Source organism: Ewingella sp. S1.OA.A_B6, from assembly GCF_049889095.1.
Classification (GTDB): domain Bacteria; phylum Pseudomonadota; class Gammaproteobacteria; order Enterobacterales; family Enterobacteriaceae; genus Ewingella.
The window spans coordinates 106,337-127,218 of record NZ_JBLJFK010000006.1 but is presented as its reverse complement, the minus strand read 5'-3'; the positions used below and the strand labels follow the sequence as shown (position 1 = coordinate 127,218).

Here is a 20,882-nt window from a genome sequence, read left to right as displayed (position 1 = left end):
CTGATCGAGTACAAGCTGTGCAGCTTCGAGGCGAAACTCGGGGCTAAAATTGCGTCTGTTACGTCCGGTCATCATGTCACCTGTTTTGACTATGAGGCGATGATATCACCTCTATTCAGGTGGCCAAATTCAGTGTGCCACTTCGCATCAACCCGGCAGCAAAGGACGTTGCCAGATCGTTCTTAGACGGTTTTGCCTGAATGAATGGCTAAGCGATGAAACTTAGATCCACGCGATGGGAATGATCCGAGCATTAGACAAAATGATGCGGGCAGGTACGCGAGAAAGTATGCAGATTGCCTGATGAGGCGTATTTTTACAGCTGTCGATGTCGTCATGGTTAACTTCCGTAAATAAGCTGTACCGATCCCCATACGTGAATGATGCCTGATGCAGGAAATCCCTTGGCCTGTTAGACAAAGAATTAAGCGTCTATCGTGCCATTAGTGAGTCCAGAGGAATGTCTGAATTCAACATTAATGGTGCATTGCGGGCGCTGCCCGATGATTGATGCCGCAAGCGCAGCGTCGCTGATGGTTTTTCATTGAATAACAATTGATAATCGGTGGCGAACTGGCTTAAATGCCAGAATCCCCAGTACATGGCGGCATCCGTGACGTTGCGGCAGCGGGAAAAAGGGCTAATGAGTTCGCGATGTACTGCATTAAGGCGGATCATTTTCAACCAAGAGTTCGGGCCGACGCCTACCACCTCGCAAAAAGCGTTCTGTAAGGTCCGGCGACTGACGTACAGTTCCCGGCACAAATCAAGGACCGTCACCGGCTCTGAGGTTCGATCGAGCACGTATTCTCGAGCGCGAGTCACCAACCGTCGGTAGCTGATTTTTCTACCCGGAATTTGGGAAGGTAGCGGATGCGCATTTTCCAGCACTGCCAGCAGCGTCATCAGCAGGTTGTGTTTGATGAATTTGCCGGTGTTGCCGCACTGTATTCGTTTTGGATCGGCACTTCCATGCCAAAGTATTTGCTGCACCAAATGGCATAAGGCCGCTTTTTTGTGCGGCTCCACCATCAGTGCCGACTGCTGACTCAATAACTGGAGGATCTGCTCCTGATCCACCAGCATATCGGTATTCTGAAACAGGGTGTCATACGAAATCACCATACCCATGATCTCGTATTCGTCAGGCGTATTCAGTTCAAATTCTTCACCGCCGGCGCTTACGGCGAGACAGTTTTCGTCTATGGGCTCCGAACCGATAAACCCTATGGCGCGATGCGGGGCGGGAATACCTAACCAAAACGACTCTGGCTGCACCATACAAGACTGTCGTAACGCCAGGCTAGTGTATTCAGAGCATAACTGAACACCGTCGAAGAGGATCTCCGTTAATTCACCCTGAAAGTTTCCGGGATGAATTTGATCGTAAAGTTGTTGCCAAGCCGTAATGGCACAGGATTGTGCATAGACATCTTGAGTAAAATAGTGATGTATATTTTCATCTTCTTCGAGCAAAAACATTCGTTTTACCTCGCAGGGGGACGTTTTGGCTTGTCATTTATATAACTGTGCGGCGACAGCCCTGACGATAGACAACACCCGATTGTGGCCGAAGGGCGCAATACCCAGACTCTATATCATGTGACGGAAAATTGACGTGATTTCGATGATACTTATCATCAATACCACGTCGTCAGTGCCAGATCCCTCTACATAATATAGCGGTATTTTTTTCCCACCCCTATCAGGTGTCTGCCACGGTCAATGTGTCCAGTATCCCATTACACGATTCGGAACATACCGACCATGACACAGCGACGCAGGCGGACAAACGTACGTGCCGAGGTTACCCCTTCGCCTGTCGGCGTCGAGATGGTCATCGACGTCCAGCCTTCACCGCCTAGTCCAAGACCGGCGATACACGGACCATTTTTTACGAAGATGCTGGTATCAACGGCGTTTGCCATTTGATTCATGTTGTTGATATTAGTGGAGTGAAGCGCGGCGGTATGATGACGGCCGCCTTCTAGTTTCACCGCCAGCTCAATGGCCTTGTTCACGTCCTTGACCCGCACCACTGCTAATACGGGCATCATCATCTCGGTAACGGCAAATGGATGTGCCCCGTCGGTTTCAGCGAGTAATAAACGGGTATCGACGTCAACGTTGAGGCCTATGGTCGCTGCAATTTTCGCCGCATCGCGGCCAACCCAATTACGGCTGACATTACCTTTCCCATTAGCGTCAATATCCGACAATAACACTGGCAACAGTTGGCGCGTTTGCTCGTCGTTGAGTAAAACGGCGCCCGCGCGCTGCATTTCCGCTAACAGCTCATCTGCCACGCTATCAACCACAATCAACACCTTTTCATCGGCGCAGATGATGTTGTTATCAAAAGACGCGCCTTTCACGATGTCGCGCGCGGCACGCCAGATATCTGCCGTTTCATCCACGACTACCGGCGGATTACCTGAGCCTGCCGCGATGAGTCGCTTATCAGTGTGCTTACGCGCTGCTTCCACTACTGCTTCACCGCCGGTTACCACTAACAGACCGATACCGGGGTATTTAAACAGCCGCTGTGCCGTTTCAATGTCGGGATTTTCCACGGTTACCAACAGGTTCCTCGGTCCACCTATCGCCACAATGGCGGTATTTAGCAAACTGATAGTATGCAGAGACACTTTTTTGGCTGACGGGTGTGGCGCAAAAACTACGCTATTACCGGCGGCAATCATACTGATTGCATTATTGATAATGGTTGCCGCAGGATTAGTGGAAGGCGTTACTGATGCCACTACGCCCCAGGGGGCGTTCTCAATCAGAGTCAGTCCATTGTCACCGGTCAGCACTTCGGCCGACAGGCATTCCATGCCCGGTGTACCGCGCGCCTGCGACACATTCTTGGCGTATTTGTCGGCTACGCGCCCCATGCCTGTTTCGGCAACCGCCATCTCCGCAAGCACCTGCGCATACCGTTCTCCGGCCTGGCGGATAGCACCGATCACCTTTTGACGCATGGCTATGCTGCTCAGCATCTTTTGTGCTTGTTTCGCTCCAGAAACCGCATCGTCCAGCGAGGCGAACACGCCGGCTTGCGGCACCTGAACGACTTGTTCAGTTATTAGCTGTTCCATATTCACGAGCCCTCTTGTGGGATTATACAAACCTGACAAACCCCATTGCCTTCAAAGGCATGGTTTGTCGCTGGTTATTCTGAAAGGTGGAATGCTTTACAACGCGTTAACCAGGCCAGCCACTCTGCTTACCCAGAGAGGCTTTAAATAACCTGATCTATTGCCATTTCACCGCTTCTATCGTTTCGCAGACTATTCTGGCAATGAGTTGTAAAAGGAAATAACAATTTTCGGCAACGTAAATGAAAGAGTGAAATAGATCACTTAAATATGCTATTTAAATGTCAAACACTCATACATGAGTAAGTTAATGTTTTATAAATACAACCGTTAATTTAACTTAAATATGCATGAGGTTTTGTTGAATACATCGGCTTGAGATAATAATTTCCTTTAAGCACCTTCTTTAGGCAAGCCGCACGCTTTTTTACTTGCCTTAAAGTCGGAGGAAATCAAAAATATCTATTTTCCATAATAGCTTTGCTGATAAAGAGCTTTAATGCTCGCTACGTCGGGATGACCGGGATTCGTTAACGTACAAGGGTCTGCCCACGCGTTTTCACTCATTCTTTCCAGCACGGCATTGAATTTCCACTCCTCAATGAACACTTCCTCACATTCCTTTAAGATTGAGGGGATATTTAACCGCTTATTAAGGTCTTTTATTGTGTCCATCAGATCGTTGATTCTCAGGGTTTTTTCTAACAGGCAATATTTAGTGGTGAACTGGCGATTATATTGAATAACATAGGGCAACATAATCGCATTGGCCAATCCGTGGGTAATATCGAACTCACCGCCGATTTTATGCGCCATGGAATGGACCAGACCCAGTGAAGCATTGGTAAAGGCGATGCCAGCCAGGGCGGAGGCATTATGCATATGATAGCGGGCAACAATATTATCCGGTTGTAGATAGGCGGTTTCAAGATTTTCGAATACCAAACGAATTGCTTCAATGGCATAGGGATCGGTAAAAGATGTCGCGGCAGTGGAAACGTAGGCCTCGATGGCATGGGTGAGTACATCCATGCCGGTATTGGCTGTAATGCCCGGTGGCATTTTTGCTGGAATACGCGGGTCAAGAATAGCGATATCTGGCACCATATCCGCCGCGACGATGGGGTATTTAATATGGTTTTCCGTGTCGGTAATGACCGAAAAAGAGGTGATTTCAGAGCCGCTGCCGCTGGTGGAGGGAATTGCCACGAAGCGTGCCTTAGTACGCAACCGCGGCATTGAGCCTACGGGGATAATATCCTCGAAGCTCAAGTGTGGATGCTCATAAAAACACCACATCACTTTGGCGGCATCCAGTGCCGATCCCCCGCCAATAGCCACAATCCAGTCCGGTTGGAAGGCCAGCATCGCTTCGGCACCTTTGCGTACGGTTTCAACCGAGGGGTTCGGCTCGACATTATCAATAATGATGCATTCGAAATTTGCCTGTTTTAACAGGTCCTCGGCACGCTTTAAAAATCCCAGGCGCTTCATCGAACTTCCGCCGGTCACCAGTGCGGCTCTTTTACCGATTAATGTCGATAAATGATCCAACGCATTTTCCCCATAAATAATATTACGGGGCAGGGAAAAAGTTGAAATTGTCATGATAAATCCTTAACTTTTTAAGTAAATGAAAAAAGGTTATCTGTGTCCTCCCATCGACCAATATACTCAACCTGATAATATCCGCCGGTGGTTTTTTAGGCGAAAGCGGCTAATGCAGGTGCAAGGTATTAACCCAACCGGGTGGAGAGGGTTTTAATACATCCAGTCATCACAGAATAAATAAAATATTCAAATGTTATATTAGGTAATGGAGCGTATTAATTTACACTCTGGGTCCTATATGAATTTTGCGCTGCCTGGATCGCTGTCAGTGCAATAGTATAAACAATGTCGTCCACCAATGCCCCGCGCGATAAATCATTCACTGGCCGACGAATACCCTGCAGCATCGGCCCAATAGATACTAAATTGGCTGAGCGTTGCACGGCTTTATAGGTTGTATTGCCGGTATTTAAATCTGGAAAGATAAATACGGTAGCTTTACCGGCCACCGGTGAATTAGGTGCTTTCGACCGGGCCACATCGGCCATGATGGCGGCATCGTATTGCAACGGGCCGTCGACCAGCAAATCAGGCCGTTTTTCCTGAACCAGACGAGTGGCTTCGCGCACCTTATCCACATCGATGCCGATACCCGACGTGCCGGTAGAGTAGGAGAGCATCGCCAAACGGGGTTCAATGCCGAACGCTGCCGCCGAATCCGCGGATTGAATCGCAATTTCCGCCAACTGTTCGGCAGTCGGATCCGGATTGATGGCGCAGTCGCCATACACCAATACCTGATCCGGCAGCAGCATAAAAAACACCGATGAGATCAGGGAACACCCTGGCGCGGTCTTAATCAGTTGGAGTGCTGGGCGAAGAGTATTGGCCGTCGTATGTACGGCACCGGAGACCAGGCCGTCAACGGTTTCTTCCGCCAACATTAATGTTCCCAGCATCACATTGTCTTCCAACTGCTCCCGTGCCACGACATCAGTCATGCCTTTGTTCTTGCGCAATGCCACCAGTTGTGCCACGTATTTCTCACGTTCCAGCGCAGGATCGATAATGTCGATGCCGTTACCTAGTACCACGCCTTGTGCAGCGGCAATACGCTTGATCTCAATTGGATCACCCAGCAACACACATCGTGCAATACCGCGCTCAGCACAGATGGCCGCCGCTTTGATCGTACGTGGCTCCTCTCCTTCGGGCATCACGATACGTTTATTGGCCTGCCGGGCCCGTTCAGTCAACTGATAACGAAACGCCGGCGGAGACAGGCGGCGCGAATTCCCGGAACCGGTGGTCAATGAATCGATCCAGCGGGTACTGATATGACCGGCAATGTAGTCCTGTATTTGTTCCACCCGCTGATAATCGTCCACAGGGACTTCCAGACTGAAACGTTGCAGGGTAAGTGAAGTCTGCCAGGTCTGGGTGTCGACCATAAATAGCGGTAGCCCGGTTTGGAAGGCGCTCTTGCATAGTGCGGCAACGCTTGGGGTTATTTCCTTACCGCCGGTCAGCAAAATGGCACCGATCTCGACGCCACTCATCGCGGCTAAACAGACGGCAATCAACACTTCTGGGCGATCGGCCGAGGTGACCAGCAATGAACCGGGGAGAAAGTGTTTTAATAACTGCGGAAGATTCGCCGCGCAGAAAGTGATGGAAGTGATTCGGCGTGTTCGTATCTCACCTTCATTGATAATGCGAGCGTTCAGGTGTCGTGCCATATCGATAGCGCGCGTAGCAATAAGCCTAATGTTCCAGGGTATGCGTCCCAATATAGGCAGTGGGCTATCGAGGAATCCCGCATTACCATCGGCATTGGGTGTATCGTCCTTGCCAATGCGCTCAAACAGTTCAGACAAATCAGGACGGATACGACCCTGATCGTCAACCGGCGCGTTCAGCTTGTTAATAATGACACCGATGATATTTTTGTTCTTACTGCCACCAAAGCCGATGCGCGCCACCTCAATATGCTCTTTAAATCGCGCCGATAAATCGTCGCCCGGCGATAACACAAAAACAATTTCCGCATTCAGTGCTTTCGCTATTTGGTTGTTCAACGCATGGGTGAACTGATGGCGACCGGTTGATACGACACCTTCCACCAGTACCACTTGCGCATCTTGGGTCTGTGCATAAAAGCCAGCGACAATCTCTTCGAGTAGCCGATCTTGCTGATTGGTGCCTAGCAGTGTCTCGACATGCTGGACAGTGAGCGGTTTCGCGGTGAGAAGACCCGCATTGGCCTGAAGATCTTCTGGGACTCCATCGTCTCGCTGTTGGGCAATGGGTTTATACACGCTCAGACGCAGGCCTTTACGTTCGATGGCGTGAATTATTCCCAGACTGACACTGGTTAATCCGACACTTGGGCCGATAGGAACTAACATTATAATACGGGACATGATTAAACCCCTTTTATATCAATCTATTGCCTATCAGTGCTGTATAAGAGGAGATATATTTCGCCAGACGATGACAATCAATATCCAGCGCACATTTGTTTCTCCGGTTTAACTGGCGTAATAGTCCATATAAAAAATTAACAGCGCCTTATTACCGGTGATGCCGAAATCACCGGTAATGTTAACGGTATTTTAAAGGTGCTTGAGGATCGCCTCCACGCTGGCTTTGGCGTCACCGAACAGCATTTGCGTATTCTCTTTGAAGAACAGCGGGTTTTGCACGCCGGCATAACCGGTATTCATTGAGCGTTTGAAGGCAATTACGTTCTGGGCTTTCCAGACTTCCAGTACCGGCATGCCGGCAATCGGACTCTGCGGATCTTCCTGAGCAGCCGGGTTCACCGTATCATTTGCCCCGATGACCAGCACCGTATCGGTATCGGCGAAATCATCATTGATTTCATCCAATTCCAGGACGATATCGTAAGGAACCTTGGCTTCTGCCAGCAGCACGTTCATGTGCCCCGGTAAGCGTCCGGCGACCGGATGAATACCGAAGCGGACTTTGATGCCGCGTTCCCGTAATTTTTTGGTCATATCCGCTACCGGATATTGGGCCTGCGCCACCGCCATACCGTAGCCAGGAGTGATGATCACCGAAGCTGAGTTTTTCAGCAGTTCGGCCGTTTCCCCGGCGGTAATTTCACTGTATTCGCCGGTTTCCTCCTCCGAGTTGGACGCCACGCCGTCAGAACCGAATCCTCCGGCTATCACGCTGATAAACGAACGGTTCATGGCTTTACACATGATATAGGAGAGAATGGCACCAGATGAGCCTACCAACGCGCCGGTCACGATCAACAGATCGTTATTGAGCATAAAACCGGCCGCCGCCGCCGCCCAGCCCGAGTAGGAATTAAGCATGGATATCACCACCGGCATATCCGCCCCGCCGATGGACGCCACCAGATGCCAGCCGAACGCTAGCGCAATCAGAGTCATCACCAGCAACGCCAAAAACTGCGGCCCGATTGCCGTCACGACGCTCTCCGGCAGGTTAAGCATGTCCGGTTTGACAAATACCCCAAGTAGCAGCAAAGAAAACAGCAGCGCCAGCCCATTCAGCTTGTGTCGCTGCGGCAATTTCAGCGCTTTGGACGAAAAGATGCCGCGCAGTTTGCCGAAGGCAACGATCGAGCCCGTAAAGGTGATCGCGCCGATAAAGATGCCGAGAAACACTTCGGTTAAATGAATGTTGACCATGACTGCATCAACGCCGGCTTCATGGTGGAGATAGCTGTTATAACCCACTAATACCGCCGCCAGACCGACAAAGCTGTGCAACATCGCCACCAGTTCAGGCATGCCGGTCATCTCAACTTTTTTGGCCAGGTAAACGCCAATCGTCCCGCCGATCGCCATTGCCACCACGATCCGGGCCATCGTACCCGCGTCGGCACCCAATCCGGCCACCGTGGCCAACAAGGCTAGCGCCATGCCGGTAATGCCGAAAAAGTTTCCCCGCACGGATGTCTCGTGCTGCGACAGTCCAGCCAGGCTGAAGATAAACAGGATGGCCGCCACGATATAAGCCGCTGTGACTAATCCCTCCGAAATATGGACCATGATTTTCCCTTAGCCTTTACGGAACATTTTCAGCATGCGCTGAGTGACGGTGAATCCGCCGAAAATATTGATGCTGGCAATCAGCACCGCGATAAACGACAGCGTACCGACCCAACCGCCGGCCCCAATCTGCAGTAGTGCACCGACCACGATAATTCCTGAAATAGCGTTGGTGACTGACATTAAGGGGGTGTGCAGTGCGTGGCTGACGTTCCAAACCACGTAATTACCCACCACGCAGGCCAGCGCGAAAACGGTAAAATGCGATAGAAACGCCTGTGGCGCGACATTGGCTAACCGGCCAAATAGTGCCATTACCACCACCAGCAGCAGGTATTTCTTCCAGGGTGCGCTCGGTTTGGCTGGCAATTTAGGTAGGGAGACAACTGGAGCCTGCGCTGATACCTTGATAGGGGGAGCCGGCCAGGTCACTTCGCCGAGTTTTACCACCGTAACACCCCGAATCACCGCATCATCAAAATCGATCATGATGTCGCCGTTTTTCGTTTTACAGAGCAGTTTTAGCAAGTTAACCAGATTGGTACCGTAGAGCTGGGAAGACTGGGTCGGCAAACGGCTTGGCAAATCGGTATAGCCGATGATCCTTACGCCATTTTCGGTCACCGTTATCTGGTCTGCCACCGTCAGTTCGCAGTTACCGCCGTTCTGAGCTGCTAAGTCAACAATCACGCTGCCCGGCTTCATCGAGGCAACCATCGCTGCGGTGATCAAGCGTGGCGCCGGTTTGCCTGGGATCAACGCCGTGGTGACGATGATGTCCACCTCTTTTGCCTGGGCGGCAAACAGTGCCATCTCAGCCCTGATAAACGCGGCGGACATGACTTTGGCATAGCCATCCCCGCTGCCAGCCTTTTCTTCGAAATTCAGTTCGAGGAATTCAGCCCCCATGCTTTGTACCTGTTCTTTCACTTCCGGACGCGTGTCAAAAGCACGGACGATAGCCCCGAGGCTGCCGGCTGCACCAATGGCCGCCAGTCCTGCCACGCCAGCACCGATAATGACCACTTTCGCCGGGGGAACTTTTCCCGCTGCCGTGATTTGTCCCGTGAAAAAACGGCCGAATTCATGGGCCGCTTCGATAATGGCGCGATAACCTGCAATATTGGCCATTGAACTTAGCGCATCCATTGACTGAGCGCGTGAAATACGCGGCACCGAATCCATCGCCATTACGTTGACCTGACGAGCGGCCAGTTTTTTCAATAAGTCTGGATTTTGCGCTGGCCAGATAAAACAGATAAGCGTACTCCCAGCGCGCATCAGTGCTATCTCTTCGTCTCTTGGCGCATTGACGGCCAAGATCACATCCGCCAGCCAGATTTCCATACCATCAACTACCGTCGCGCCAACTGCCTGGTAGGCAGTATCATCAAAACTCGCTTTTTGTCCGGCACCCGATTCAATGTTCACGGAAAAACCCAGCGTTAACATCTGTTCTACTGTTTTAGGTGTCGCCGCAACGCGTGCCTCATTAGTTAATTGTTCTTTTGGTATCCCAATATTCATATGCACCCTCATCGCCCAAAAAATCGTTTTCCCTCAAAAATAATGTCCATGGCTATTAACCGCCTCGCTTAGCACGGGAAATAATAGACACCTGAAACAGACATCAATGAATAAATTGATGACTCAGAATCTAATCGGTTTAACTGTTAATTTTTCGTCTGAAAGTCTGTTTGATGTCATGACCAATGACACTCATGAGTAAAGGTTTTACAACGCGTCGGCCCTGACGGCGTTTGCCCGAATAAGTTGTAAATAATATGTTCTATTTCCATTTCACAGCCTTTCTCGTTTCGCAGGCTATTCTGACAACGGGTTGCGAAAGGGAATAACAAATTTCGGCAACATAAATGAAAGAGTGAAATAGATCACTTAAATGCGGAATTTAAACGGCAGGTATTCATGTATATATTATTACTTTTTTATAACAATAAAATCACAACTATTAATTTGATTTCAATATGTCCTGTAACTTTTTGAATAAATAAAATTTAGATGGAATATTTACTGCCAATCACTTTCTCCGGCAATCGGCATAATTTATCTTATGCCATAGAATCGCTGTACTAAAGTGCGAATACTCACGCTGCCACAGCAATATTGGAGCCGCCAACCTCACAACGGCAGCACGTCCAGCGGTTTGACTTCGCGCAGTACGAAGGTGGTTTGCATCTCTTTAATGCCAGGCAGGCGGCGGACTACTTCCATAGCAAACGTTGAAAAGCTGTCGAGATCCTCTGCGACCACCTGCAACATAAAATCGGCATCTCCGGCGACGGCGTAACAGGCGATCACTGGTTTTAATTCGCCGACCTGTTGCTCGAAGCGTTGTGCCTCCTCCTCGTTATGGCTGTCGATTTTCACCCGAATAAACGCCAGGATCCCCAGCCCAATTTTCTTGCGATCAATCCTGGCCTGATATCCGGTGATCACGCCACTCTCTTCCAGTTGTTTCACCCGGCGCCAGCAGGGCGAGGTGGCCATGCCGACTTTATCCGCCAGATCCTGATTGGTGATCCGTCCAGTGTGTTGAAGTTGACGCAAAATACGCAGGTCTGCCGATGTTAATTCAGTATTTGACATGATTTCCTCATTAATGGCTTATTTTAGAAATATATTACCAAAAATAACGCGAAATGTGTGTAGAAAGAAAGCACTTACCTGCTGTCTGTCGCTATGATCACAGGTACTTATTCGTCCCTGAAAGGATCTCCTCTTGAGCACTTCACTTCGCCTTGCGATTATCGTTAACCCTGAACTTCCTCTTGGCCTGATCGCCAATACTGCCAGCGCACTGGGCATCGGTCTGGCCGCTAAGTTTCCGCAACTCGCCGCCAGTCAGCTGTCTGATTCGCAGGGCAGAACGTTGGATGTGAGTTCAAAACTGCCTGTGCCGATCCTGCAAGCCAGCGCGGAGCAAATGCGCGAACTGCTACTCAAAGCGTTGGCGTCAGACGCTGAAAAAGCCGTGGTGCCGTTTCCGGCATTTGCCCGCTCAATGCACAGTTTTGAAGAGTATGAACAGGCTTTCCCGCAGCGGGATTTAGCCACGGAAACGTTGGATGGTTTGGCGCTGTGTGGCCAGGAGAAATGGGTGAAGTCGCTGACCGGTGCGTTGAAGTTATTGCGCTGAAAGAGGTGGAAAAACCGTCGTTAATGCATGACGGGGCGAGGAATGCGCCCCGTAGAGAGTAAAGCACTGTACTTAAAAACGCGTTGGTACGCGTGGTCAGCCACTCGGTGGCTGGTTTACTGCATTCATTTGTTGTCATTGCCTAAGCGATTCATCGCCTGTGCCATGGCCTGTCCGCTGCTGCGCATGGTTTGCTGATAATGGGCTGCTGCGCTGACAAAGGCCGCGAGCAGTTTTTTATCCTGTTGATGTTGGAAATATTCCGGGTGCCATTGCACGCCAAGACAAAAATCATAACCGTCACATTCTATGCCTTCGATAACGCCATCCGGCGCGACGGCATTAATGCGGCAGCCATCGCCCACCGTTTTCACGGCCTGATGGTGGGAGCTGTTGACCTCATAACGTAATGAATCAACACAGCGGCTGAGCAGGGTGCCCACAAAGATTTCTACTTCATGACGCGCGCGTTTTTTGCCACCGGCATTTTCAGTATCGACCGTGGTGCTGTGTTCGAGTGCGTGGGGAAGTGCATCGGGGATGTGCTGATGCAGTGTGCCGCCGGTAAGTACCGCCAGCAGTTGCTGACCACCACAGATGCCGAGCAGCGGCATATTACGGCGCATAGCGCCCTGCACAATGGCAGTTTCAAATTCAGTGCGTGCCGGTTTCAGGCGAATGTGCTCGCTCGATTGCCGTTCGTTGAACAACGAAGGTGGAACGTCAAAGGCACCGCCGGTCACCACAATGGCATCGCATAACGAGAGATACTCTTCAGCCAGCTCGCCGTAATGGGGCAGCGCCAGCGGTACGGCACCCAGCCCTGCCAGAGTGTCCAGGTAATTCTGGCGCAATGCATACCATGGGGAATCTGAGTACCCGCCACTCTCTTCACTATCCAGCGTCACCCCAATCACCGGTTTAGAATGAAATTTTGTGCCCATAATAATCTGCCGCGCCCCGAAGTTAGCTCAAAGAGAAACGAGAAGAAAAAGACTTTATCTCAACATATCAACAGGCCGGGGGCAGAAACAATACAAATCATCAATGGGAGAGGTATTTAGAATTTACCACTGTAATCGGGTGTTTGCGGGAGTTCGCGCACCCTATTACAAGGTTGTCCTATCATCAGGCAGTACAGACCCCCCACTTACCCAATTAGCTGTTAGAATTCATACAGTCGTGAGAAACATATGAAATCAATTGCTAACGTAATCTTTACGTTGTCCTAAAAACAGCCCGCGGCTATTTTCGCGATAATGTATCCTTCTGGTTGAAGGACCTAATTCAGCTGTTTTATCCTCATTTTTACTGCGAAACCAAGAAATTTATGCTGCCAAATGCCTCTTCCCGCTCTCAACGCCGCACAAGATTGTGGTTTGTCATTGCTGTGATCATCGCGGCTATTTTGGTCTGGTATTTTGCCTTCCATCACAGTTCGTCAACCACTGCCGGGAAAAATGGCGGGCCAGGACGTGGCGGAATGCGCGGAGGAATGAACGGTGCTGCGATGACCGGCGGCTCAACGCCGGTGCAGGCGGGAAAAGCCGAGCAGGCCGATGTGCCCGTATTTTTGCGAGCGCTGGGTACGGTTGTGGCCAATGCGACGGTGACGGTCACCAGCCGGGTTGACGGGCAACTGATGAAAGTCTATTTCACCGAAGGCCAGAAAGTGGAGCAAGGTCAACTGTTGGCGCAGATTGATCCGCGCAGTTATCAGGCAACGCTGGAGCAGTATCAGGGTGATTTAGCGCAGAATCAGGCACTGGCCAAAAGCGCCGAGCTCACGCTGGCCCGCTACAAAAAACTCTACGCGCAGGACTCTCTGGCGCGTCAGGATCTGGAAAGTCAGATGGCGACCGCCGGCCAGTACGCCGGTGCCGTGAAGGCCGATCAGGCACAGATTGCCGCTGCAAAACTGAATCTGGAATTTGCCAAAATCACCGCGCCGGTTAGCGGGCATGTCGGTTTGCGTCTGGTTGACCCGGGCAATATGGTGAGCAGCAGCTCGACGACCGGCATCGTCACCATCACCCAAACTCAGCCAATTGCCGTCACGTTCAGCGTGCCGCAAAGTAACGTGCAAACTCTGCTCAAAGCATTGCGCGGCGGCCAACAGCTGCCGACCACTGCCTTTGATCAGGATGGCAGCGGCGTGCTTGGACAAGGCAAACTGCAATTTATCAGTAACGAAATCGACACCAGCACCGGTAGCATTAAGCTGAAAGCGCTGTTCGATAACCATGATGAAAAGCTCTATCCGAACCAGTTTGTGAATGCCCGTTTACAGGTGGGGACTCTGGAGAAGACCACCGTGATCCCGGCTGCCTCTTTACAGCTGAGTGCTGCGGGAGATTTTGTCTACGTGGTGAAGGCCGATAGCACGGTCGAGCGACGCCAGGTGAAATCAGGCCCACCTTTCGGCGATAACAAAGTTGTCGTGCTGTCCGGTATTGTACCGGGCGAACAGGTGGTCACCACCGGTATTGACCGCCTGAACAATGGCAGCAAAGTGCAGGTTGTCACCGCCAGCGCCGCCGGTGAAGCCGCAGCGCCGAAAGAACCCTCTGTCAGTAATGCCACCGCCGGAAACACCACCACCGGTAAAGACAGCGGGTCGAAATGAATCCTTCACGCCTCTTTATACAAAGGCCGGTCGCCACCATTTTGCTGATGGTTGCGGTGCTGCTGTCGGGCATTTTTGCCTACAACATGCTTTCTACCTCGGCGCTGCCGCAGGTGGATTATCCGACGATACAGGTGACTACGCTCTATCCAGGCGCCAGCCCGGACGTTATGGCGTCGGGCATTACGGCGCCGCTTGAGCGCCAATTGGGGCAAATGGCGGGCCTGAGTCAGATGTACTCCTCCAGCGCCAGCGGTTCATCGATCATCACGCTTAAATTCTCGTTAGATCTCTCGCTGGACGTCGCTGAGCAGGAAGTGCAGGCGGCCATTAATGCCGCCGACAGCCTGCTGCCGAAAGACCTGCCCAATCCGCCGACCTACAAAAAGGTCAACCCGGCCGACAGTGCAGTGCTGACGCTGGCCGTGACCTCTGAATCACTGCCGCTGACGAAAGTGCAGGATTTGGTGAATACCCGCGTGGCGCTGAAGCTGTCGCAAATCTCCGGCGTCGGTATGGTGACGCTGGCGGGCGGTAATCAGCCAGCCGTTCGGGTACAGGTCAATCCGCGCGCGCTGGCGGCACACAGCCTGACGCTGGAAGATATCAACACGCTGATTGGCAACAGCAACGTCAACGGCTCCAAAGGCGGCTTTGACGGCAAATATCATTCGGTCACCATCGATGCCAACGATCAACTGCGCACCGCTGCTGAGTACGGCAATCTGATTATCACTTATCAGAACGGTGCGGCGCTGCGTTTGCGCGACATCGCCACACTTTCCGAAGCGCCGGAGAATCAGTACCTGTCGGCGTGGGCCAATAAACAACCGGCGATCATCATCAGCGTACAGCGCCAGCCGGGAGCCAACGTGATTTCGGTGGTGGATGCCATTAAACAGCAGTTGCCGAAATTGCAGGAAGCGCTACCGGACTCGGTCAACGTCACGATTTTGTCTGACCGTACCCAGACCATCCGCGCCTCCATCAGTGACGTACAGTTTGAACTGATGCTGTCGATTGCGCTGGTGGTGATGGTCACTTTCCTGTTCCTGCGCAACGTCGCGGCGACCCTCATTCCGAGCGTCGCTGTGCCCCTTTCGCTGGTTGGCACATTCGGCGTGATGTACCTGTGCGGATTTAGCCTGAACAATCTGTCGCTGATGGCGCTGACCGTTGCGACCGGCTTTGTTATTGATGACGCCATCGTGGTAGTGGAGAACATTACGCGGCGGCTGGAAGAAGGCGAAACGCCGATGCAGGCGGCGCTGAAAGGCTCGGCGCAGATCGGTTTTACCATCATTTCCCTGACGTTCTCGCTGATCGCCGTGCTGATCCCGCTACTGTTTATGGGCGACGTGGTGGGGCGGTTATTCCGCGAGTTTGCTATTACGCTGGCGGTGTCGATTCTGGTGTCGATGGTGGTTTCGCTAACCCTGACGCCGATGCTGTGCGCCTATTTACTGCGCCATATTCCCGAAGAGAAACAGAGCCGTTTTTACCGTAAAGGCGGGCAGCTATTCGACAAGCTGATTGCCGGCTATGACCGTATGCTGATCGTGGTGCTTAATCATCAACGTCTGACCTTGCTGGTGGCCGCCGCTACGCTGGTGTTCACCGCATTGCTGTATGTGATTGTGCCGAAAGGCTTCTTCCCGTCGCAGGATACCGGGATGATTCAGGGGATCACGCAGGCGTCACAGGATGTCTCCTTCGGCGAAATGGGCCGCCGCCAGCAGTTGCTAACCGCCGCCATTTTACAGGATCCGGCAGTTGACAGCGTATCTTCGACCATTGGCGTGGACGGTAACAACACCAGCCTGAACAGCGGGCGGCTGCAAATTAACCTGAAGTCTTTTGCTCAGCGTGACGAACGTGCTCCCGCGATCATTGCTCGTCTTAAGCAGGAAACAGCTTCGGTGCCAGGGATTGAGCTGTATATGCAGTCTTCGCAGGATCTCACGGTCGATGACCAGGTTACGCCAAGCCAGTACCAGTTCACGCTCGACGATGCCGACAGCGAAAATCTGGTCACCTGGACGCCGAAACTGATTGAGAAACTGAGTCAGCAGCCGGAGTTCAGCGATGTGGTCAGCAACCTGCAAAATCAGGGGCAGGTGGCCTACGTTGAATTGGACCGCGATGCCGCTGCGCGTTTTGGTATTACCGCTTCTGACGTCGATACCGCGCTGTATAATGCTTTTGGCCAGCGGCTGGTTTCCACCATTTTTACTCAGTCAAACCAATACCGGGTGGTGCTCGAAGTTGCGCCGCAGTTCCAGCAGTCTCCGGCCTCGTTTGAGGATATCTATCTGGCGACCAGCAACACTGACGCCTCTTCATCGTCGGATGCAAACAGTACTTCCACCACGAGCGCGTCGGGTTCCACCACCAGCACTTCCGCCAGCAACACGTCCAGCAATTCGACGGCGGGCATGGTAAAACTGACGTCGATTGCCAAAATACATCTGCGCACCGGTGCATTGTTGCAGGCACGTCTCAATCAGTTCCCGGCGGTGACCGTCTCTTTCAACCTCAAAGACGGTTATTCGCTGGAGCAGGCGCAGGCGACCATCAAACAAAGCGTGGCGGATCTTTCCCTGCCGGACAGTATTACTCTGCGTTATCAGGGGGCGGCATCATCCTTTGAAAGCGCTACCGGGAATACGCTGTGGCTGATCCTCGCCGCATTACTGACCATGTACGTGGTGCTCGGTATTCTGTATGAAAGCTTTATTCATCCGGTGACAATCCTCTCGACGCTGCCGTCGGCGGCGGTGGGCGCACTGCTCACCTTGTTGTTCGCCAATACCGAGTTCAGTCTGATTGCGCTTATCGGTGTGATCCTGCTGATCGGCATCGTCAAGAAAAACGCCATCATGATGATCGACTTTGCGCTCGAGGCCGAAAACAAACACGGCATGTCGCCGCGGGAGGCGATCCATCAGGCCTGTTTACTGCGTTTTCGGCCGATCCTGATGACCACTATGGCGGCACTACTCGGTGCGTTGCCGTTGATGCTGGCCAGCGGATCCGGTGCGGAACTGCGCCAGCCGCTGGGGCTGGTGATTGTCGGCGGCCTGATCTTCAGTCAGTTACTGACGTTGTTCTCTACGCCGGTGATTTACCTGATGTTTGATCGCCTGGCGACCCGCTGGAATCCGCGTCTGAAAAGAAAGCGTGCGCTTCAGGCTGAAAAAAAACAGGACCGTCAGCAATCGGCCGGTAATCAATAGATGAACATCTCGCGCTTTTTCATCTTCCGCCCGGTGGCGACGCTGCTGCTGACCGGTGCCATTGTGCTGCTGGGCCTGCTCGGTTACCGCCTGCTGCCGGTTGCACCGTTGCCGCAGGTGGATCTGCCGGTGATCATGGTCAGCGCCAGCCTGCCTGGTGCCAGCCCGGAAACCATGGCCGCTACGGTGGCGACGCCGCTTGAACGCGCTTTAGGGCAGATTGCCGGCGTCAGCGAAATGACGTCCAGCAGTTCGCAGAGCAAAACCACCGTGATATTGCAGTTTGATCTCGACCGTGAGATCAACGGCGCTGCGCGTGATGTACAGGCGGCAATTAACGCCTCGCGGGCTCTGTTGCCAAGCAGCATGCCGTCGTTGCCAACCTACCGTAAAGCTAACCCGTCGGACGCGCCGATCATCATGTTGGCGCTCACCTCGGCCACGCGCAGCAAAGGCGAGCTGTACGATATTGCTTCAAGCCAACTGCAGCAGAAAATTGCTCAGGTTGACGGTGTCGGCCAGGTATCGCTGGTCGGCTCTGCGCTGCCTGGCGTGCGTATCGATCTTCGCCCGGAAGCCGTCAGCCAGTATGGCATCTCACTCGACACTATCCGGTCCGCGATTGCTAACAGCACCACCAATCTGCCGAAGGGTATTTTACAAGGTTCCGGACAGTCCTGGATGATTGAAGGCAATGGTCAGCAAAGCACGGCAGCCCAGTACAAAACGCTGATTGTGACTTACATTAACGGCGCGGCAATTCGCCTGAGCGACATCGCCAATGTGTATGATTCTGTGGAAGATAAATACAACGTTGGCTACTACAACAGTACGCCGTCGGTGATGATTGGTGTTACCCGTCAGGCAGGTGCCAACATGCTGGAGACCATTCGTGCCATCAAAAGCGCGTTGCCCCAGATGGAAGAGAGCTTGCCGGGCGACGTGGCGCTACACATCGCGCTCGACCGTTCTGGTACTATTTCCGGTTCGCTGCGTGCCACCGAAGTGACGCTGCTTGAAGCCACGGTGTTGGTTATCGCGGTAGTATTTGTTTTCCTGCGCAATTTACAAGCGGTGATCATTCCTGCGCTGGCATTGCCAGTGTCGCTCATCGGCACCTGCTCGGTGATGTACCTGCTGGGATACAGCCTGGATAACCTGTCGCTGATGGCACTGATCATCGCCACCGGCTTTGTGGTCGATGACGCCATTGTGGTGCTGGAAAATATCACCCGCCACATTGAGGAGGGACTGGGGCCGGTGCGTGCCGCCATTAAAGGGGCGCAAGAAGTCAGCTTTACCGTGCTGTCGATGACGCTCTCACTGGTTGCCGTCTTCATTCCGCTGCTGCTGATGGACGGCCTGCTCGGACGGCTGTTTCGCGAGTTCGCAGTGACGCTGACCGTGTCGCTGATCATCTCCATGCTGGTGTCGCTCAGCCTGACGCCGATGCTATGCGCCCGTTTTCTGCGCCGCAAACCGGCGGTGGAAAAACGCCAACCGCGTATTTACCGCATTATTGAGAATGCGCTGAACCGCCTGCTGGCAGCGTATGCCGCCGCGCTGGGCTGGGTAATGCGCCATCAACTGATCACCATGTTTGGCCTGCTGCTGACCATCATTCTCAACGTCTACCTTTATACCGTGGTGGAAAAAGGCTTCTTCCCCAATCAGGACACCGGCATGCTAATGGGCATGATGCGCGCCGATCAGAACACGTCCTTCCAGTCGATTCAGCCCAAGGTGCTGGAATACAGTAAAATTATCCAGGACGATCCGGCTGTTGATGCGGTGATGAGTTCGGCGGGCAGCGGCGGGTTCGGGTCACGCAATACCGCGACGTTCTTCGTACGGTTAAAAGATTACAAACAGCGTACCGCTAACGCTAATGAAGTGGTTAACCGGCTGATGGAGAAAACCAGCAAGCTGGCCGGGGCACAGCTGTTCCTGATGGCGGCGCAGGACTTACGCGTCGGCGCACGCAGCGCCAATGCGCAATATCAGTACAGCTTACAGGCGGATGACTTATCGCTGTTGCGCGAATGGGCGCCGAAAGTGAAAGCCGCGTTCGAGAAACTGCCGCAGCTGACTGGCGTAGATACTGACTCGCAGACCGGTGGGCAGGAAGTGATGCTGACGATTGACCGCGATAAGGCTTCGCGTCTTGGCGTCAATATTAAGATGATCGACACGTTGTTGAACAATGCCTTTAGTCAGCGGCAAATCGCGACCATCTACAAAACGCTTAACCAGTATCACGTGGTGATGGGTCTGACGGACGACTACACCAGCAATCCTGACGTGCTCAATCAGCTGTATGTTATTACTGACTCCGGCAATCAGGTGCCGCTCTCGGCCTTTGCCCAATTTAGCGGAGCCAACGCGCCGCTGTCTGTGGCGCATCAGGGGCAATCGGCCACCACTACGCTGGCCTTTAATCTGGCTGACGGAGTAGCACTTGGCGACGCGCAGGGTTTGATTAAAACCGCGATGGCGCAAATTGGTCTGCCTGACACCATTCAGGCCGGATTTGCCGGTACCGCGCAGGCGTTTGGCTCCTCGGTTAGCATGATGCCGTGGCTGATTCTGGCGGCGCTGGCGGCGGTGTATATCGTGCTCGGCGTCTTATATGAAAGCTATATTCATCCGCTGACGATTCTCTCCACGTTGCCGTCCGCCGGGCTTGGTGCGTTATTGCTGATGTTAATGACCGGTACGCAACTGACGGTGATCGCGCTGATCGGGATTTTGCTGTTGATTGGCATTGTGAAGAAGAATGCGATCATGATGATCGACTTCGCGCTCGACGCCGAACGCCGCCTTGGACTGTCACCGCAGCAGGCGATCACGCAGGCCTGCCTGATGCGTTTCCGCCCGATCCTGATGACCACGCTGGCCGCGTTCTTCGGCGCTTTACCGCTGGCACTTGGCAGCGGCGGCGACGCTGACCTGCGCAGCCCGCTGGGACTGGCCATTGCTGGTGGGCTGGCATTGAGCCAGATATTGACCCTGTTCACCACGCCGGTGGTCTATCTGTATATGGACCGGTCGAGCCGCGCGACGCGCCGTTTCTGGCATCGTCTGCGCCCTCATGCGTCATCACCACAGGCTGATTTACATGACTAGTCTCTTCATGACTAAGAAATTTATGACTCATTCTTT

General features: G+C 52.7%; 12 protein-coding genes. 4 read left to right on the top strand and 8 right to left on the bottom strand.

Features of this window, described 5'->3' with window-relative positions; all coding sequences use genetic code 11:
- Positions 1 to 432: 432 nt before the first annotated feature.
- The 7 genes from eutR to ACMV8I_RS13885 form a co-directional block, all read right to left on the bottom strand.
- Positions 433 to 1,482, bottom strand: coding sequence for an HTH-type transcriptional regulator EutR (eutR, locus tag ACMV8I_RS13915; RefSeq protein WP_498865805.1), 1,050 nt, complete (start codon positions 1,480 to 1,482; stop codon positions 433 to 435).
- Positions 1,483 to 1,742: 260 nt separating this feature from the next.
- A complete protein-coding gene (locus ACMV8I_RS13910) occupies positions 1,743 to 3,101 on the bottom strand; it encodes an aldehyde dehydrogenase family protein (protein WP_498865804.1) in 1,359 nt (452 codons plus the stop codon).
- 462 nt (positions 3,102 to 3,563) lie between these two features.
- On the bottom strand, positions 3,564 to 4,709 hold the full coding sequence (locus ACMV8I_RS13905) for an iron-containing alcohol dehydrogenase (protein ID WP_498865803.1): 1,146 nt from the start codon (positions 4,707 to 4,709) through the stop codon (positions 3,564 to 3,566).
- Positions 4,710 to 4,927: 218 nt separating this feature from the next.
- Positions 4,928 to 7,075 carry a phosphate acetyltransferase gene (gene pta / locus ACMV8I_RS13900; RefSeq protein ID WP_498865802.1) on the bottom strand — a complete coding sequence of 716 codons (2,148 nt, stop codon included), beginning with the start codon at positions 7,073 to 7,075 and terminating at the stop codon, positions 4,928 to 4,930.
- A gap of 192 nt (positions 7,076 to 7,267) precedes the next feature.
- Positions 7,268 to 8,692 (bottom strand): Re/Si-specific NAD(P)(+) transhydrogenase subunit beta, encoded by a 1,425-nt coding sequence (pntB, locus tag ACMV8I_RS13895; protein WP_498865849.1) that lies wholly within the window; start codon positions 8,690 to 8,692, stop codon positions 7,268 to 7,270.
- Positions 8,693 to 8,710: 18 nt separating this feature from the next.
- The gene (gene pntA, locus ACMV8I_RS13890; RefSeq protein ID WP_498865801.1) at positions 8,711 to 10,228 is read right to left on the bottom strand and encodes a Re/Si-specific NAD(P)(+) transhydrogenase subunit alpha; all 1,518 of its coding nucleotides are present in this window, start codon (positions 10,226 to 10,228) and stop codon (positions 8,711 to 8,713) included.
- Between the two features lie 612 nt (positions 10,229 to 10,840).
- Positions 10,841 to 11,308, bottom strand: a complete 468-nt coding sequence (locus ACMV8I_RS13885; protein WP_498865800.1) for an Lrp/AsnC family transcriptional regulator — start codon at positions 11,306 to 11,308, stop codon at positions 10,841 to 10,843.
- 133 nt (positions 11,309 to 11,441) lie between these two features.
- On the opposite strand from ACMV8I_RS13885, the gene ACMV8I_RS13880 reads away from it, so the two are divergent.
- Positions 11,442 to 11,858, top strand: coding sequence for a DUF2000 domain-containing protein (locus ACMV8I_RS13880; protein WP_498865799.1), 417 nt, complete (start codon positions 11,442 to 11,444; stop codon positions 11,856 to 11,858).
- A 125-nt stretch (positions 11,859 to 11,983) separates the two neighbouring features.
- Here the strand turns inward: ACMV8I_RS13880 and ACMV8I_RS13875 are convergent, their stop codons facing one another.
- Positions 11,984 to 12,802, bottom strand: a complete 819-nt coding sequence (locus ACMV8I_RS13875; RefSeq protein WP_498865798.1) for a gamma-glutamyl-gamma-aminobutyrate hydrolase family protein — start codon at positions 12,800 to 12,802, stop codon at positions 11,984 to 11,986.
- 386 nt (positions 12,803 to 13,188) lie between these two features.
- Between ACMV8I_RS13875 and ACMV8I_RS13870 the strand changes: the two genes are divergently transcribed.
- Genes ACMV8I_RS13870 through ACMV8I_RS13860 form a run of 3 tightly spaced genes read left to right on the top strand, consistent with a single transcriptional unit; the run spans position 13,189 to position 20,846 of the window.
- Complete coding sequence (locus ACMV8I_RS13870; protein ID WP_498865797.1) at positions 13,189 to 14,484, top strand: MdtA/MuxA family multidrug efflux RND transporter periplasmic adaptor subunit; 1,296 nt, start codon at positions 13,189 to 13,191, stop codon at positions 14,482 to 14,484.
- Entirely contained in the window at positions 14,481 to 17,720 is a 3,240-nt protein-coding gene (locus ACMV8I_RS13865; RefSeq protein WP_498865796.1) for an efflux RND transporter permease subunit, read from the top strand. The genes ACMV8I_RS13870 and ACMV8I_RS13865 overlap by 4 nt, the downstream gene beginning before the upstream one ends.
- Positions 17,721 to 20,846 carry an efflux RND transporter permease subunit gene (locus ACMV8I_RS13860; protein WP_498865795.1) on the top strand — a complete coding sequence of 1,042 codons (3,126 nt, stop codon included), beginning with the start codon at positions 17,721 to 17,723 and terminating at the stop codon, positions 20,844 to 20,846.
- Positions 20,847 to 20,882: the final 36 nt, after the last annotated feature.